Origin of the sequence: Limnohabitans sp. 2KL-51, assembly GCF_003063645.1 — a bacterium.
Lineage (GTDB): Bacteria > Pseudomonadota > Gammaproteobacteria > Burkholderiales > Burkholderiaceae_C > Limnohabitans_A.
In genome coordinates, this window is sequence record NZ_NESJ01000009.1 from 76,182 (window position 1) to 93,032 (window position 16,851).

Annotated in this window: 15 protein-coding genes; all 15 read right to left on the reverse strand. The window is 60.1% G+C overall.

Going from position 1 to position 16,851, the window contains the following annotated elements:
• Positions 1–3: 3 nt before the first annotated feature.
• The 15 genes from B9Z49_RS11195 to B9Z49_RS11265 all read right to left on the reverse strand — a co-directional run bounded on the left by B9Z49_RS11195 (position 4) and on the right by B9Z49_RS11265 (position 16,846).
• The gene (locus B9Z49_RS11195; protein WP_108353526.1) at positions 4–759 is read right to left on the reverse strand and encodes an ABC transporter permease; all 756 of its coding nucleotides are present in this window, start codon (positions 757–759) and stop codon (positions 4–6) included.
• The gene (locus B9Z49_RS11200) at positions 756–1,691 is read right to left on the reverse strand and encodes an ABC transporter ATP-binding protein (protein ID WP_108353527.1); all 936 of its coding nucleotides are present in this window, start codon (positions 1,689–1,691) and stop codon (positions 756–758) included. Before B9Z49_RS11200 ends, B9Z49_RS11195 begins: the two co-directional genes overlap by 4 nt.
• 84 nt (positions 1,692–1,775) lie before the next feature.
• Positions 1,776–2,051 carry a lipid asymmetry maintenance protein MlaB gene (locus tag B9Z49_RS11205; protein WP_108353528.1) on the reverse strand — a complete coding sequence of 92 codons (276 nt, stop codon included), beginning with the start codon at positions 2,049–2,051 and terminating at the stop codon, positions 1,776–1,778.
• A gap of 10 nt (positions 2,052–2,061) precedes the next feature.
• On the reverse strand, positions 2,062–2,718 hold the full coding sequence (locus B9Z49_RS11210) for a phospholipid-binding protein MlaC (RefSeq protein ID WP_108353529.1): 657 nt from the start codon (positions 2,716–2,718) through the stop codon (positions 2,062–2,064).
• Between the two features lie 52 nt (positions 2,719–2,770).
• Positions 2,771–3,508 carry a VacJ family lipoprotein gene (locus B9Z49_RS11215; protein ID WP_108353530.1) on the reverse strand — a complete coding sequence of 246 codons (738 nt, stop codon included), beginning with the start codon at positions 3,506–3,508 and terminating at the stop codon, positions 2,771–2,773.
• Positions 3,505–3,984 carry an outer membrane lipid asymmetry maintenance protein MlaD gene (gene mlaD / locus B9Z49_RS11220; RefSeq protein WP_108353531.1) on the reverse strand — a complete coding sequence of 160 codons (480 nt, stop codon included), beginning with the start codon at positions 3,982–3,984 and terminating at the stop codon, positions 3,505–3,507. The genes B9Z49_RS11215 and mlaD overlap by 4 nt, the downstream gene beginning before the upstream one ends.
• A gap of 10 nt (positions 3,985–3,994) precedes the next feature.
• On the reverse strand, positions 3,995–4,777 hold the full coding sequence (gene mlaE, locus B9Z49_RS11225) for a lipid asymmetry maintenance ABC transporter permease subunit MlaE (protein ID WP_108353532.1): 783 nt from the start codon (positions 4,775–4,777) through the stop codon (positions 3,995–3,997).
• On the reverse strand, positions 4,774–5,592 hold the full coding sequence (locus B9Z49_RS11230) for an ABC transporter ATP-binding protein (RefSeq protein ID WP_108353533.1): 819 nt from the start codon (positions 5,590–5,592) through the stop codon (positions 4,774–4,776). Before B9Z49_RS11230 ends, mlaE begins: the two co-directional genes overlap by 4 nt.
• Positions 5,593–5,697: 105 nt before the next feature.
• Entirely contained in the window at positions 5,698–7,179 is a 1,482-nt protein-coding gene (locus tag B9Z49_RS11235) for a glutamate synthase subunit beta (protein ID WP_108353534.1), read from the reverse strand.
• A 30-nt stretch (positions 7,180–7,209) separates the two neighbouring features.
• Positions 7,210–11,934 carry a glutamate synthase-related protein gene (locus B9Z49_RS11240; RefSeq protein ID WP_108353535.1) on the reverse strand — a complete coding sequence of 1,575 codons (4,725 nt, stop codon included), beginning with the start codon at positions 11,932–11,934 and terminating at the stop codon, positions 7,210–7,212.
• Between the two features lie 132 nt (positions 11,935–12,066).
• A complete protein-coding gene (locus B9Z49_RS11245) occupies positions 12,067–12,762 on the reverse strand; it encodes a transposase (RefSeq protein WP_108353536.1) in 696 nt (231 codons plus the stop codon).
• A 69-nt stretch (positions 12,763–12,831) separates the two neighbouring features.
• A complete protein-coding gene (locus B9Z49_RS11250; protein WP_108353537.1) occupies positions 12,832–13,707 on the reverse strand; it encodes an SAM-dependent methyltransferase in 876 nt (291 codons plus the stop codon).
• A 204-nt stretch (positions 13,708–13,911) separates the two neighbouring features.
• Entirely contained in the window at positions 13,912–14,466 is a 555-nt protein-coding gene (locus B9Z49_RS11255) for a DUF1415 domain-containing protein (RefSeq protein ID WP_108353538.1), read from the reverse strand.
• The gene (locus B9Z49_RS11260; protein ID WP_108353539.1) at positions 14,463–15,674 is read right to left on the reverse strand and encodes a CynX/NimT family MFS transporter; all 1,212 of its coding nucleotides are present in this window, start codon (positions 15,672–15,674) and stop codon (positions 14,463–14,465) included. Before B9Z49_RS11260 ends, B9Z49_RS11255 begins: the two co-directional genes overlap by 4 nt.
• Positions 15,671–16,846 (reverse strand): deoxyguanosinetriphosphate triphosphohydrolase, encoded by a 1,176-nt coding sequence (locus B9Z49_RS11265; protein WP_108353540.1) that lies wholly within the window; start codon positions 16,844–16,846, stop codon positions 15,671–15,673. The genes B9Z49_RS11260 and B9Z49_RS11265 overlap by 4 nt, the downstream gene beginning before the upstream one ends.
• Positions 16,847–16,851 lie beyond the last annotated feature (5 nt).

Sequence of the window (16,851 nt, forward strand, 5' to 3'; positions counted from 1 at the left end):
GGGTCAGCTCCGGATTTTGTAGCCGATGCGCAAAAGGTGAAGGGTCAGGCCGCTGATGGCGGCCAGGGCAGTGCCCACCACCGCCAGACTGAGCCAGGGGGAGACGTCGCTTTGGCCAAAAAAGCCGTAACGGAAACCGTCGATCATGTAGAAAAACGGGTTCAGGTGGCTGAGTTTTTGCCAAAATGGCGGCAGCGAATGGATGGAATAAAACACGCCCGACAAGAACGTCATGGGCATGATGATGAAGTTCTGGAAGGCGGCCATCTGGTCGAACTTTTCAGCCCACAGCCCAGCGATCACGCCCAAAGCGCCCATCATGGCCGCACCCATGCAGGCGAAGGCCAAAATCCACAGCGGGTTCACGAAGGTGATGTTGACCATCCAGCCGGTGATGACAAACACGCCCAGACCCACGGCCAAGCCGCGCACGATGGACGAGCCCACATAGGCCACGAACCAGCTTCGGTGAGACAAGGGCGTGAGCAGCAAAAACACCAAGCTGCCCATGATCTTGCTTTGCACCAAACTGGACGAGCTGTTGGCAAACGCGTTTTGCAACACGCCCATCATGATCAGGCCCGGCAGCAAAAACGAGGTGTAGGCCACGTTGTCATAAACCTTGACATGGTCCTCGAGCACATGGCCAAAGATCAGCATGTAAAGCACCGACGTCAACACCGGCGCGCCCACAGTCTGGAAAGCGACTTTCCAAAAACGAAGCACTTCTTTGTAGAGCAGGGTTTGCCAGCCGGTCATGCCAAAGCTCCGGTGGCGGTTTGTTTGCGGTTCATCACTTCCAGGAAAACGTCTTCCAGATCGGCTTGGCGGATCTCCACGTCTTCGACCACCAGACCCGCTGTGCGCAGGGTTGTCAGATAATTTTCGATCTCGACCGCGTTGTGAACCGGCAACTGCACGATGCGACCCGTCACCCGGGCGATAGACGCCACGGCTGGGGGCAAGTCGCCATCCAGCTTGAAGCGCAACACCTGGCTGGTGGCAGAACGGAGCAAATCAGAGGTGCGCTCCAGCGCCAGCAACTGCCCGCGCTTGAGCATGGCAATGCGTCCGCACAAGGCTTCGGCCTCTTCAAGGTAATGGGTGGTGAGCAAGACGGTGTGGCCTTGCTTGTTGAGTTTGGCGATGAACGCCCACAAGGTCTGGCGCAGCTCCACATCGACCCCGGCGGTGGGCTCGTCAAGCACGATCACGCGGGGCTTGTGCACCAAGGCTTGTGCCACCAGCACCCTGCGTTTCATGCCGCCTGAGAGTTGACGCATGTTGGCGCCCGCCTTGTCGGCCAGGCCCAGGCTGTCCAGCAGTTCATCGATCCAGGCTTCGTTTTTCTTGACGCCAAAATACCCCGACTGGATGCGCAAAGCTTCGCGCACGGTGAAAAACGGGTCAAACACCAGCTCTTGCGGCACCACGCCCAGCAGGCGGCGCGCAGCCGCATAGTCGGTTTGCACGTCGTGGCCATGCACCAAAACACGGCCGGTGCTGGGGCGACTCAAGCCTGCCAAAGTGCTGATCAGGGTGGTTTTGCCAGCACCGTTGGGGCCGAGCAGGCCAAAAAACTCGCCCTCCTCCACATCAAAGCTGACCTGGTCAAGGGCTTTGAATGCGGCTGCGCCCGCCTGTTTGGCCGGATAAATCTTGGAAACGGATTGGAATGAGAGCGCTGGCATGGAAGAGGTCTATTTTAAGTGCTGGCCCGCGGGCCCTGTAGGGCTGCCCTTGCAGTGGCCCCAAAAGACATAAAAACCACGCATTCAAGCGGGCTGGAGCAGATCCATCACCCCGTACAAACTGGCCAGTTCGCGCAAGCGCGGCGTCATGCCCTCGACCCGCAGCACACTGCCTTTTTGGGTCAATACCCGGCGCAAGCCCAGCAACACGGCCAGCGCAGAGGAGTCAAACTCTGCCAATCCAGAAGCGTCCAGGGCCACAGAAGGCGGCAAGTCCTCCGGCAATTGCTTCACCCATTGCGCCAAGCAAGCCTCGGCCTGGTCGTGCAGCAAGCTGGCGGGCAATTTCAGAGCGCTCATGTCAATCGGATCAAGAAGCTTTGGCGTTGGACTTGTTGCGGGCGGCCAAACTGGCAATCAGCGCATCGATGCCCCCGGCATTGATCTCTTTGGTGAACTGGTTGCGGTAGTTTTCGATCAGCCAAACGCCCAGCACGTTCAGGTCAAAAATCATCCAGCCTGCGCCTTGACCCGGGGTTTTTTCGAGTCGGTAGTCCAACTGAATCGGGTCCGCTTTGCCGCGCACCTCGGTGTTCACCACCAGGTTTTTGTCTTCCTGGCCGGCGCGCAGGGGCTTGACCACCACCACTTGGTCAGTGATCTGGCTGAGCGCACCCGAATAGGTGCGCACCAACAAAATCTTGAATTCTTCTTGCAGGCGTTTTTGTTGCTCAGGCGTGGCTTTGCGCCAAGCTGGGCCAGTGGCCAGCGCGGTCATGCGGCGAAAATTCACATGCGGCATCAGTTGCGTGTCGACCAGCTGCATGATTTTGCCGATGTCGCCGCTGCGCAGCGCTTTGTCGGCCTTGATGGCGTTGAGCGTTTCGTTGGTGATGCGCTGGATCAAGGCCTCGGGCGCTTCATCGGCAGCCATGGACAGGCCCGAAGCGCCCAGAAGGCTTGCGGCACAGGCGGCCACAAGCACATGGCGGCGGTTCAGGAAAAGAGCGTTATCGGATTTAGACATGAAATAACTATACGGCCTGCGGCCAAAATGCGTGTGAACAACTGTAACGGGCTTATTTCGGATCGGCCTCGCCATCACCGTAGTCAAAACTTGAGGGTGGGTTGCCGTCGTGTATGTCGTTGCGGCGTTTTTGCAGGTAGCCGTCACGCACAAACGAGTAAGGGTCCAGCGATGCGGCCATGACCACGTCCACGGTTTGCAGCAGTCCCGAGCGGATGTCCAAAACGCGTGTCGCGGTCAAAGCATTGCGGGTGGCCTCATCCGAAAACTGCCGCGAAACATCGCCCTGCATGTCCAGGGGCAAGGCCAGGGTGTCGCGCAGCGTGGACGGCCCCAGCAAAGGCAGCACCACATAGGGGCCAGGCTTGACACCCCAGTAACCCAAGGTCTGCCCGAAGTCTTCCTTGCGCTTTTCAAGGCGCATTTCGGTGGCCACATCCAGCAAGCCGCCCAGACCGAAAAAAGTGTTCACGTGGATGCGCATCAAAGTTTCCACCGTGGCCTGGCCCTTGAGCTGCAGGGCGCTGTTGGCCATGGACCACACATCGCCCAGATTCCCCAAAAAGTTGCCCACACCCTTGCGCACAAAGCTGGGCAGCACTTTCACATACAGCTGGGCTGCAGGCTTGATGGCCATGGTGTCCACCACGTCGTTGAACTGGAAGACGCTGCGGTTCATCGACTCCCAAGGGTCACGCGCATCGGCTGTTTTCACGGTGGCGCAGCCTTGCAAGGCCACAAGGCTGAACAACAGGGCCAGCGAGGCAAAGCGTTTCGTCCAGGCGATCATGGTTTTTTGCTTTCAGTGGTGGGTTTCTCGGCCTGGCTGAACAGAAACTGGCTGATCAGGTTTTCCAGGATGACGGCCGATTGGGTGGAGCCGATGCGGTCTCCGGCGGCCAGATTTTTCTCGTCCGCGCCAGGCGCGACATCGAGGTATTGCTCGCCCAGCAAACCGCTGGTCAGGATTTTCAGGGAGCTGTCTTGAGGAAAGGCGTGCTGGGTCTGCATGCCCAGCGTGACCTTGGCCTGGAAGGACTCGCCGTCAAATTCGATTTTCTTCACGCGCCCAACCACCACACCGGCGCTCTTGACAGCAGCGCCGGGCTTGAGCCCGCCAATATTGTCGAACTTGGCCGTGACTTCGTAGTCCTGGCTGAAACTCCAGGTGAGCAAGTTGGCTGCCTTGAGCGCCAAAAACAGCACGGCGATAGCACCGATCAACACAAACAAACCCACCCAAACATCATTTTTTGAACGTTGCATGCCGTCCTCCTCAAATGCTGAACATCATCGCGGTCAGGATGAAATCCAGCCCCAATACCGACAAAGAAGAAACCACCACACTGCGTGTGGTGGCACTGGCCACACCTTCGGGCGTGGGCTTGGCCACATAGCCTTGCAGCAAGGCGATGAAGGTCACGGCCACTCCAAACACAACACTCTTGACGATGCCGTTGCCCACGTCCTTGAACACATCCACGCCGCCTTGCATCTGGCTCCAAAAAGCACCCGAGTCGACACCGATGAGCAACACGCCCACCACGTAGCCACCCAAAATGCCCACCGCACTGAACACTGCCGCGAGCAATGGCAAGGCGATGATGCCGCCCCAAAAACGTGGTGCCAAAATGCGCTGCACCGGGTCTACCGCCATCATTTCCAGGGCGGTTAGCTGCTCACCGGCCCGCATGAGGCCAATCTCGGCCGTGAGGGATGCCCCGGCGCGTCCTGCAAACAACAAAGCTGCAACGACCGGACCCAACTCGCGCACCAGGCTCAGTGCCACCAGCAGGCCCAGCGCCTCAGCCGAGCCGTAACGCTGCAGCGTGTAGTAGCCCTGCAAGCCCAGCACAAAGCCCACAAACAAGCCCGACACGGTGATGATGGCCAGCGAGTAATTGCCCAAAAAATGCACCTGGTCCCGCACCAGGCCAAAGCGCTTGAGCGCCGCGCCCGACATGCCCAGCAACTTGAAAAACAGCCGAGCGGCAAAACCCCAATTGGCCAGCATCTGCCGGGTGGACGTACCCAAAGCGCCCAGCATGTCGGTGATCATGCCGACCTCCCGTTGTAGTCTTGCGCGGCCGAAGGGGCAGGGTAGTGGAAGGGCACCGGCCCATCGCTCAAGGCATGCACAAACTGGTAAATCAACGGGTCGGTGCTGGCCCGCAGCTCGGCAGGCGTGCCCTGCGCGGCCACACCGCCGTGAGCCAGAATGACCACATGGTCGGCGATCTCAAAAGTCTCCGTCACGTCGTGCGACACCACGATGCTGGTGATGCCCAGGCTGTCGTTCAGGCGGCGAATCAATCGGGCCGCCGTGCCCAGCGAAATCGGGTCGAGGCCGGCAAAGGGCTCGTCGTACATGATCAGGTCCGGGTCCAGCGCAATGGCACGGGCCAGGGCCACGCGGCGGCTCATGCCGCCAGATATCTCGGAAGGCTTCAGGTCTCGCGCGCCGCGCAAACCCACCGCATCCAGCTTCATGAGCACGATGTCGCGGATCAGGTCTTCCGACAAACGGGTGTGTTCGCGCAAGGGAAAAGCCACGTTGTCGAACACGCTCATGTCGGTGAACAAAGCCCCAAATTGAAACAGCATGCCCATGCGACGACGGGCCGCATACAGCTCGGCTTGACGCATAGGGGTGACGTCTTGGCCATCAAACAAGAGCTGCCCTTGGCTCGAACGGATCTGGCCGCCAATAAGCCGCAGCACCGTGGTCTTGCCACCACCAGACACACCCATCAGGGCCGTGACTTGGCCACGCGGCACATTGAAGCTGAGATTCTTCAAAATGACACGGTTGCCGTACCCGAAAGTCAGGTCGCGCAGCTCAACAAGTGGCGGTGGTGTGGATGGGGTGTTCATGAAAAACAAAAGCCGGAGGGGTCCGGCTCTTGTGATGTTAACGAACCAAGGTATACGCTTTGTAAACCTTAGCGGTATAGGGATTTTACCTATAAGCAGGTAGCCTTAGCGTGGCAGGTCGCTCTGACCCATTAGGAACTCGTCCACCGATCGCGCCGCTTGGCGTCCTTCGCGAATGGCCCAGACCACCAGCGACTGACCACGGCGCATGTCGCCAGCGGCAAAGACCTTGGGCACGTTGGTGGCGTAGCCACCAGTGAAGTCGGTGCTGGCCTTGGCGTTGCCACGGGCGTCCTTGTCAATGCCAAAGGCATCGAGCACGGTGGCCACCGGGTTGGTGAAGCCCATGGCCAGCAAAACCATGTCGGCTTTGTATTCTTTCTCGGTGCCGGGCACCTCGACCATCTTGCCGTCCTTGAATTCAACGTGCACCGTCTTCAAGCCGGTGAGCTTGCCTTTTTCACCGATGAACGCTTTGGTGGAGATGGCGAATTCGCGTTGCAACAGACCTTTTTCGGCGCTCTCGTCGTGGCTGGAGCTGGTGCGCAGCTTCATTGGCCAATAGGGCCAAATCATGGCCTTGTCTTCTTTTTCGGGAGGCTCGGGCATCACCTCGAACTGGGTCACGCTGACTGCGCCATGGCGTGTGCTGGTGCCCACGCAGTCGCTGCCGGTGTCTCCTCCACCGATCACGATGACGTTTTTAGCGTCGGCACGCAACTGGCCCTGGACCTTGTCGCCTGCATTGACCTTGTTTTGCTGCGGCAAGAATTCCATCGCGAAATGGATACCGTCCAGGTCGCGACCGGGCACGGGCAAATCACGCGACTGCTCGGAACCGCCCGTGAGCAACACGGCATCAAAGTCTTTCTTGAGCTGCTCGGCGCTGATGGTTTCCTTGGCCCAGTTGGTGACCTTGGAATCCTTGGGCCACTCGCCGACCAGCACGCTGGCTCGGATCTTCACGCCTTCGGCTTCGAGCTGCTGCACTCGGCGGTCGATGTGCGTCTTTTCCATCTTGAAGTCAGGGATGCCGTAACGCAGCAAACCACCCACGCGGTCGTTCTTTTCGAACAAGGTCACAGCATGACCCGCTCGCGCCAGCTGCTGCGCAGCAGCCAGGCCTGCGGGGCCTGCGCCGATCACAGCCACGGTCTTGCCGGTCTTGACTTTGGCGGGACGGGGCGTGACCCAGCCTTCGGCCCAAGCGCGGTCGATGATGGCGTGCTCAATCGACTTGATGCCCACGGCATCGTCGTTGAAGTTGACCACGCAAGCGGCTTCGCAAGGCGCGGGGCAAATACGGCCGGTGAACTCGGGGAAATTGTTGGTGCTGTGCAGGACCTCGATCGCGTTTTTCCAGTCGCCTTCAAACACCAGGTTGTTGAAGTCCGGAATGATGTTGTTGACTGGGCAGCCGCTGTTGCAAAACGGTGTGCCGCAGTCCATGCAGCGTGCTGCTTGGGTTTTGGATTGCTCTTCGGTCAAACCGATCACGAATTCGCCGTAGTTTTTCAGGCGCTCGGTGACGGGTTTGTAGCCCTCTTCGATGCGCTCAAATTCCATGAAGCCGGTGATTTTTCCCATGATGCTATTCCTTCAATCTTGACGTTCGGCTCAGGCGGCCACGGGCTGGGCGGCCTTGGCCGCGCTCGCCACTTTGCGCGCGTTGATCTCGCCCAAGGCGCGCTTGTATTCGTTCGGGAACACTTTCACGAACTTGGCGCGTGCCGTGGCCCAGTGGTCCAGCAGTTCGCGCGCACGCTGGCTGCCGGTCCACTTGTGGTGGTCTTCCAGCAGTTTCTTGAGTTGCGCTTCGTCGGCTTGGTCGCGGTGCCAGACCTTGCGGTCCACTTGCGCTTCTTGCTCGGTCGCTGTCAGCACTTTTTCCATGCTGACCATGGCGGTGTTGCAGCGCGAAGCGAACTCGCCGTCTTCGTCGTACACATAAGCGATACCGCCGCTCATGCCTGCGCCGAAGTTGCGGCCGGTTTTACCCAAGACCGCGACAGTGCCGCCGGTCATGTATTCGCAACCGTGGTCGCCAGTGCCTTCGACGACCGCCGTCGCGCCCGACAGGCGTACCGCGAAACGCTCACCGGCCACGCCCGCGAAGAAGGCTTCACCGGTGGTCGCGCCGTACATGACGGTGTTGCCCACGATGATGTTTTGCGAGGCCACGCCACGGAACTCCAAGCTCGGGCGCACCACGATGCGACCGCCCGACAAACCTTTGCCGGTGTAGTCGTTGGCCTCACCAATCAGGTACAGCGTAATGCCCTTGGCCAGGAATGCACCAAAGGACTGACCGCCCGTGCCTTCGAGCTGGATGCGCAGGGTGTCATCAGGCAAACCTTCGGGGTGCACCTTGGTCACCGCACCGGACAACATGGCACCGACCGAGCGGTTCACGTTGCGGGCGACTTCCATGAACTGGACTTTTTCGCCCTTGTCGATGGCAGCGCGGCTCTTGGCGATCAGCACGTTGTCCAGGGCTTTTTCGAGGCCGTGGTCTTGGGTGTCCACATGGCGCACAGCCACAGTAGAGGACACTTGCGGCACAGCCAGCAAGCGACCAAAGTCCAGGCCCTTGGCTTTCCAGTGTTCCACACCGCTCTTCATGTCGAGCAGGTCGGCGCGACCCACCAAGTCGTCAAACTTGGCAATGCCCAGCTGAGCCATGATCTGGCGCACTTCTTCGGCGATGAAGAAGAAATAGTTCACGACATGCTCGGGCTTGCCGGTGAACTTGGCGCGCAAAGTCGGGTCTTGCGTGGCCACGCCCACGGGGCAGGTGTTCAGATGGCATTTGCGCATCATGATGCAGCCCTCGACCACCAGCGGTGCGGTGGCAAATCCGAACTCGTCAGCGCCCAATAAAGCACCAATCGCCACGTCACGGCCGGTCTTCATCTGGCCATCAGCCTGCACACGGATACGACCACGCAGGCCGTTGAGCACCAGGGTCTGCTGGGTTTCGGCCAGTCCGATTTCCCAAGGTGAGCCAGCATGCTTGACCGACGACCAGGGCGATGCGCCCGTGCCGCCGTCGTGGCCAGCGATCACCACGTGGTCGGCCTTGCACTTGGCCACACCGGCGGCAATCGTGCCCACGCCGATTTCGGACACGAGTTTCACGCTGATGTCGCTGTGCGGGGCCACGTTCTTCAGGTCGTGGATCAGCTGGGCCAAGTCCTCGATGGAGTAGATGTCATGGTGCGGAGGTGGCGAGATCAAACCGACACCGGGCACCGAATGGCGCAGCTTGCCGATGTAATCGGACACTTTACCGCCAGGCAACTGGCCGCCTTCACCGGGTTTGGCACCCTGGGCCATCTTGATCTGGATCTGGTCGGCGCTGGACAGGTATTCGGCCGTCACACCGAAGCGGCCCGACGCGACTTGTTTGATCTTGGAGCGCAGGCTGTCACCGGCGGCCAAAGGCATGTCCACTTCGACGTTTTCTGCACCGATCACACTCTTCAAGGAATCGCCCAACTTGATCGGGATGCCTCTGAGTTCGTTGCGGTAACGGTTGGCGTCTTCACCGCCCTCGCCCGTGTTGCTCTTGCCGCCGATGCGGTTCATGGCCACGGCCAGAGTGGCGTGCGCTTCGGTGGAGATCGAGCCCAGCGACATCGCGCCGGTGGCGAAACGTTTGACGATTTCGGCCGCAGGCTCGACTTGCTCCAGCGGGATGGCTTTGGACGGGTCGATCTTGAACTCGAACAGGCCGCGCAGCGTCATGTGGCGCTTGCTTTGGTCGTTGATGATCTGCGCGTATTCCTTGTAGGTGCTGAAGTTGTTGGCACGGGTGGAGTGCTGCAACTTGGCGATCGCATCCGGCGTCCACATGTGCTCTTCACCACGGGCGCGCCAGGCGTATTCGCCGCCAGCGTCGAGCATGGTGGCCAGGATCGGGTCGTCGCCAAATGCAGCGGCGTGCATCCGGAAGGCTTCTTCGGCGATCTCGAACACGCCAATGCCGCCCACGCGGCTGGAAGTGCCGGTGAAGTACTTGTTGATGGTTTCGGTGTTGATCCCAATGGCTTCAAACAACTGTGAACCGCAATACGACATGTAGGTCGACACGCCCATCTTGGACATGATCTTGGACAGGCCCTTGCCGATCGCCTTGACGTAGTTGTAGAGGGCTTTCTCGGCGGACAAATCGCCGGGCAACTCTTTGTGCAGCGCGGCCAAGGTTTCCATGGCCAGGTAAGGGTGCACGGCTTCGGCGCCGTAACCGGCCAGCACCGCAAAGTGGTGCACTTCGCGGGCAGTGCCGGTCTCGACCACCAAACCAGCCGTGGTGCGCAGGCCCGCAGTGACCAGGTGCTGGTGGATGCTGGAGAGCGCCAGCAGTGCGGGCACGGCCACTTGGGTGGCGTTCACGCCCCGGTCGCTGATGATCAAGATGTTGTGGCCGCCCTTGATGGCGTCCACTGCTTCGGCGCACAGCGATGCCAGCTTGGCTTCCACGCCTTCGCGGCCCCACAACGCGGGGTAAGTGATGTCCAGCGTCGCACTCTTGAACTTGCCCTTAGTGGCTTGCTCGATGTTGCGCAGCTTGGCCATGTCGGCGAAGTCCAGGATCGGCTGGCTCACTTCGAGGCGCATAGGCGGGTTGACCTGGTTGATGTCCAGCAAGTTCGGCTTGGGGCCGATGAAGGACACCAGCGACATCACGATCGCTTCGCGGATCGGGTCAATCGGGGGGTTGGTCACCTGCGCGAACAACTGCTTGAAGTAGTTGTACAGCGGCTTGTTTTTGTCGGACAGAACGGCCAGTGGGCTGTCGTTGCCCATGGAGCCAATGGCTTCTTCACCGGCCGAGGCCATGGGGGCCAACAAGAACTTGATGTCTTCTTGTGTGGTGCCAAAGGCTTGTTGCAGGTCGAGCAAGGCCACATCAGAAGCGGGGGCCAAAGGGGCCGCGGCGACGTCGTCCAGCTTGACGCGCAGGTTTTCTATCCACTGCTTGTAAGGTTTGGCGCTGGCCAAACCGGCCTTCAACTCTTCGTCGTTGATCATGCGGCCTTGTTCCAGATCGATCAGGAACATCTTGCCCGGCTGCAGACGCCACTTGCGCACGATCTTGCTTTCAGGAATCGGCAGCACGCCGGTCTCCGAACCCATGATGACCATGTCGTCGTCGGTGATGATGTAGCGCGATGGGCGCAGGCCGTTGCGGTCCAGTGTGGCGCCAATCTGGCGGCCGTCGGTGAACACGATCGAGGCGGGGCCGTCCCAGGGCTCCAGCATCGCGGCGTGGTATTCATAAAAGGCCTTGCGGCGCTCGTCCATGGTGGTGTGCTGCTCCCAAGGCTCGGGGATCATCATCATCACGGCCTGGCTGATGGGGTAGCCCGCCATCGTCAGCAGTTCTAGGCAGTTGTCAAAGGTAGCGGTGTCAGACTGACCGGCGAAGCTGATGGGGTAGAGCTTTTGCAGGTCGGCGGCCAACACGGGCGAAGACATCACGCCTTCACGCGCCTTCATCCAGTTGTAGTTGCCCTTGACGGTGTTGATCTCACCGTTGTGCGCTACATAGCGGTAGGGGTGGGCCAATGGCCACTCGGGGAAGGTGTTGGTGGAAAAACGCTGGTGCACCAGGCCCAGGGCCGAGACGCAGCGCTCGTCTTGCAGATCCAGGTAATAGGTGCCCACTTGGTCGGCAAGCAGCAAGCCCTTGTACACCGCGGTGCGGCTGGACATGCTGGGGATGTAGTACTCGTTGCTGTGCGTCAAGTTCAGTGCCTGGATGGCGGCACTGGCCGTCTTGCGGATCACGTACAGCTTGCGCTCCAGCGCGTCTTGCACGATCACATCGGCACCACGTCCGATGAAAATCTGCCGCATGACCGGCTCTTTTTCACGCACGGTGGGCGACATGGGCATGTCGCGGTTCACAGGCACATCGCGCCAGCCCAGCACCACTTGGCCTTCGGCCTTGACCGCGCGTTCCAGCTCTTGCTCGCAAGCCATGCGTGAAGCATGTTCTTTGGGCAAGAAGACCATGCCGACGCCGTATTCACCAAAGGGTGGCAGCGCCACGCCCACAGAGCCGTCAGGGGCCGTTCCAGCCCGGGCCATCTCTTCGCGGTACAGCGCATCGGGCAGCTGAATCAAGATACCAGCACCGTCGCCCATGAGCGCATCGGCGCCCACCGCACCCCGGTGGTCCAGGTTTTGCAAAATCTGCAGTGCCTGGGTGACGATGGCGTGCGTCTTGTGTCCTTTAATGTGGGCGACAAAGCCGACACCGCAAGCATCGTGTTCATTGGCCGGATCGTACAAACCGGTCGATTGGAAATGTTCTTTTGCACTGGCCGAAGTCATGGGCGCTCCTAAGGGTTTTCACGCAGACCGAGGAGTGTAGTGCACAGCAGCATCCATGCCAAACATTTTAATTGGGGTCAGATCCCAATTAATTTCGCTTTTGGGTCGACTTTGATTTAATTGGGGACAGATTCAATTGGGCATTTTATTAAATGGCCGCCCGGCCTTGCCTGGCATTAGTCGGCGCGCTGTGGATTGCTGCAATTGCCCTACAAAATCGGCCGTCCCCAAGGCCCAACCCGACAAAGCGCTTTGCGTCAACTGCTCCTTTTGGGACTGCGCCAAACCGCTTTGCACCAAATCGGCATAGGCCGCTTCGCGCGCAAATGGCGTGTTGCCCAAGCCCCAAAACAGGGCGTGCGGCGTCACCCACTTGTCACTCAACTGCCCAATACAGTGCCTATGACTGGACCATTTGAAGTCAGCAGCCTGCCCAACCATGCCTGCCCGCACCGGGTTCAGGTCGATGTAAACCATGCACGCCAAAAGATAACGCTCACTCTCAATCAGGTTGCTGCGGTAGCGCCCTTCCCACAATGTGCCGGTGCGCTGGTGCCGTAAATTGAAGTAACGCACATAGGCCCGGCCTACAGCCTGCATCATCTGCGGCAAGCCAGTGTCGGTTTCGGGTGTGAGCAGCAAATGAAAATGGTTGTCCATGATCACGTAAGCATGGATGGCCACCTTGAAAGTTTGCGCATGCTCTTGCCACAGCGTCAGCAAACGCTCGCGGTCCGCATCGTCGCGCACGATGGCCTGGCGGTCATTGCCGCGCTGGATGATGTGGTGGGAATAGCCTGCAACGGTCAGGCGGGGTTGGCGTGCCATGAGAAAACTCCCGAATTGATAGCGCCAGTTTAATTGGGATCTGACCCTAATTAACCAATTAGTTCCAGGTCAGACTGCCTGAGGTTGAGCGATCAGGGTATAGCGCCCCCCCATCAGTGCCTCCACCCCAAACTCCTGGAGCAGAGCCTGCAAGCGCTCTCCTGATGCGCGCTTTTTCTGCCCGATGTACTTCGCCAGAATCAACTCGTTCTTCATCGAGTGCTCCCAGCCCACCAGTTCGGTCACGGTCACTTGGTAGCCTTGTGACTCCAGGTAAAGGCAACGCAGCACGTTGGTGAGCTGACTGCCAATTTCGCGGGTGTGCAGGGGGTGACGCCACAGTTCGGCCAAAGGCGTGCGCTGCAAATTGAGCGCCTTGTTCTGGTTGAGTGCCCGGGCCAGTTCGGCCTGGCAACAAGGCACCAGCACCATGAAGCGGGCCTTCTTTTGCAGGCCAAAGGCGATGGCGTCGTCGGTGGCGGTGTCGCAGGCATGCAGCGCGGTGACCACGTCGATCTGTTCCGGCAAGTCGGTGCTTTGGGTGGAGTCGGCCACGCTGACGTTCAAAAAGCGCATGCGATCAAAGCCCAATTTTTGAGCCAACGCTTTCGACGATTCCACCAGTTCGCTGCGCGTTTCGATGCCGTAGATCGTGCCCCGACCCAGGGCTTTGAAAAACAAGTCGTAAATGATGAAGCCCAGATACGACTTACCCGCACCATGATCGGCCAGCGTGGGACCGGTGTCGCTGGCGGGCAACTCTTTGAGCAGTTTTTCGATGAACTGGAACAGGTGGTAAACCTGCTTGAGCTTGCGGCGCGAGTCCTGGTTGAGCTTACCCTCGCGGGTCAGGATGTGCAGTTCTTTGAGCAGCTCCAGCGACTGACCAGGTCTAAGATCGAGGTCCAGTGGTTTGGGGTCAATGCTGAGTTTGTGTTTTGGCATGTATCCATTGAACCTATTTTTTGACTTTTCATTTAGACAGATTGATGCCGTTGCAACCCTGTATTTCTTCCACAACTTGGAAGAATTTCATGGTTGAGCCCCCTCGGTCGCCATGCAAACGGTGTGCGCATCACTGCAGGCAACATCTTGATTGGGGACAACACCACCAAATGACACTCTATTCGGGGTTTACGAATGACCGACTCAGTCGTGTGGCCCTACATCCAACTTTTTCCAGCCCTCAGCCCCCAGCTTGTCCATCGTCTGAATGTTGGTTTGATAAATCATTTCGGCTTCGGGGAAAGCCTCCACCGCCCGGTCGATGCTTTCCTCGCGCAGCAGGTGCAACGTGGGGTAAGGCGAGCGGTTGGTGAAATTGCCGATGTCATCCGGCTCGGTGTCGGCAAACTGGAATTGCGGGTGAAAACTCGCCACCTGAAACACGCCCTCCAAATCGAGCTCTTGCAAAACGGCGTCGGCTTCGTCCAGAAAATCGTTGAACTCCAGAAAATCCTGCAGCATTTGCGGCACGATCAAGAGCACGGTCTCACGCTTTTCGGCTTCCATAGCGACCAGTGCCTGTAACTGCTCAATCAACTCGTCGCGCAGGCCCTCAAGGCCTTTGGCCTCGCTCAGCACGTAATGGATCTGGCCCTTGACATGCGGGGCTTTGGCAAAAGGGCACAGGTTGAGGCCAATCACGGCGCGCTCAAGCCAGCGCACGGTGTCGACAATTTCGGGGATGTTCAGGTCGGTCATGAGCGAGATTGTGCCTGCGAGAGCAAGCGCCCAGCGGCCCAAGCCAGCACCGCACCCACCGCACAACACCCCAGGGTCAAAAGCGGGGTGAGTTGCCAGCCGCCAGCGTGCGCCGCCAAGGCCGCCACCACGGGCGGTCCCACAAACTGGCCCAGAGCAGACAACTGCTGCACCCAGCCCACTGTGGTGGCCACTTGCTGCTCACCCGGGGCCAGACGCACCGCCAGGCTGAACAGCGTGCCCGGCACCAAGCCGCCCATGCCCGAGAAGAACAGCACCCCGGCAAAGCGCAGCCACGGCCACCCCTCGGTAACGGCGGCAAATGCCAGCGTGCTGCCCAAAGCCATGGCGCCAAAGCCCAGCCACAGCGTGGTGCGGGGGGCCCAGCCGCGTTGCAGCAATCGACCAGACGCCATGTTGCCGGCGATGTTCACCGCAGCCGCCAGCGCCGTGAGCACACCCAGCAGCGCCCCGCTCACGCCAGCGGCGGCATAAATGGACGGCAAAAACCCGACCACCGCCAACCACTGCCCGGAATACATGCCAAAGGTGAGCGCCACCAGCCAGGGGCCGCGAGCCCCCAAGGTGCTGCGCAAGCGCTGCCAGGACCCTACCGCGCCATGCGATTGCCGTGGTTGTGCAGCCACCGGATCGGCGGGCACCGCCCGCAGCAAAGCCGCCGCCATGGCCAGCGACACCATCGCAAACAAACCCCACCAAGCATTCCAGCCCCAAGCCGGAATGAACAGCGGCCCGGCCAACAGGGCCAGCGCCGTCCCCGTGGGCATGTACGCGCCCCACACGCCCAGCATGCCGGGCAGTTGGGCCACAGGCACCAGGCGACGAATCAAGGCGGGAGCGGGCAAGGCTACCAGCAAAAAACCCAAGCCTTCGATGGCCCGCAGTGCCAGCAAAGCGGTGACCGAGGTCGCGAATGCGCCCAAGCCACTGGCCAGCGCCAGCAGGCACAAGCCGCGCACCATGCTGCGCCGAAGGCCCATGCCATCGGCCCACAAGCCCATGAACACCGCCAGGCTCATGCCGGCGAGCTGCACCATGGACAAGAGGAAACCGGACTGCACCAGCGTCAGGCCCAGCTCGGCCTGCAGCGCCGGCAAGGCGGGCGGCAGCTTGCCTACCTGCAAGGCCGCCACGCCGCCTGCGAGGACGACAATCCAGGCGGCGCGCTGGGCGGGCACCAGACTCACAGCAACTTGCGCCCCGTCAGGCGTTCGTGTTCGCGCAGGGCGAAGCGGTCGGTCATGCCGGCAATGTAGTCGGCCACTGTGCGATGCACGTGGGTGGCAGCGGCAAAGTCGGTGGGCATTTCTGCAGGCTGGGCCACATAAGCGGCAAACAACTCGTGCACCACCTGCTGCGCCTGTACGGTGGTGTGCATGACTTGCGGGTGGCGATACAGCTGCGCAAACAAAAACTTCTGCAGCTCGCTGCTGCGCGACTTCATGTCGGTGCTGAAAGCCACCAACGGGCCAGCGCGACGGGCATCGTTGAGCGTGTGCACACCAGCTTGGATCACCGCTTGCCGCGTGGTGTCGATCACGTCGTACACCTGATCGCTCAGCATGCGTCGGATGGTTTCATACAGCAGTCGTCGCGGCTTGGTCGACAAACCAGGGTGCTCGGCCAAGGTTTGCTGGTGGTAATACGCAAACAGCTTCACCTCCAGCAATTGCGCCACCGTGATCAGCCCCGATCGCACACCATCGTCGATGTCGTGCGCGTTGTAGGCAATCGCATCGGCCAGATTGCACAGCTGAGCCTCCAGACTGGGTTGGGTGCGGTCAATGAAGCGACGCGCCACACCACCGGGCTCGGCCCGCTCCAGCTGCTCGGCATTGGCGCGTGAGCAGTGCTTGAGAACGCCTTCGCGGGTTTCAAAGCTCAGATTCAGACCGTCAAACGCCGGGTAGCGCTCTTCGAGTTGGTCGACCACGCGCAGGCTTTGCAGGTTGTGTTCAAAGCCGCCGTGCTCGGCCATGCATTCATTCAGTGCATCTTGTCCCGCATGTCCAAAAGGCGTGTGGCCCAGGTCGTGCGCCAGCGCAATAGCTTCCACCAAATCCTCGTTCAGGCCAAGGGCCCTTGCAATCGAGCGGCCCAGCTGCGCGACCTCGAGCGAGTGCGTGAGCCGCGTGCGGAACAAGTCACCTTCGTGGTTAAGGAACACCTGCGTCTTGTAGACCAGCCGCCGAAACGCGGTGGAGTGCACGATACGGTCACGGTCTCTTTGATACGCATTGCGCGTGGGCGCTGGCGGCTCGGCAAAGCGGCGCCCCCGGGTGTGCGCCGGGTCGCAGGCCAAGGCCGACAAAGGACCGACTGCTTGCACAGACCCGGGTGACAAATCGCTGAGCAACATCGCAG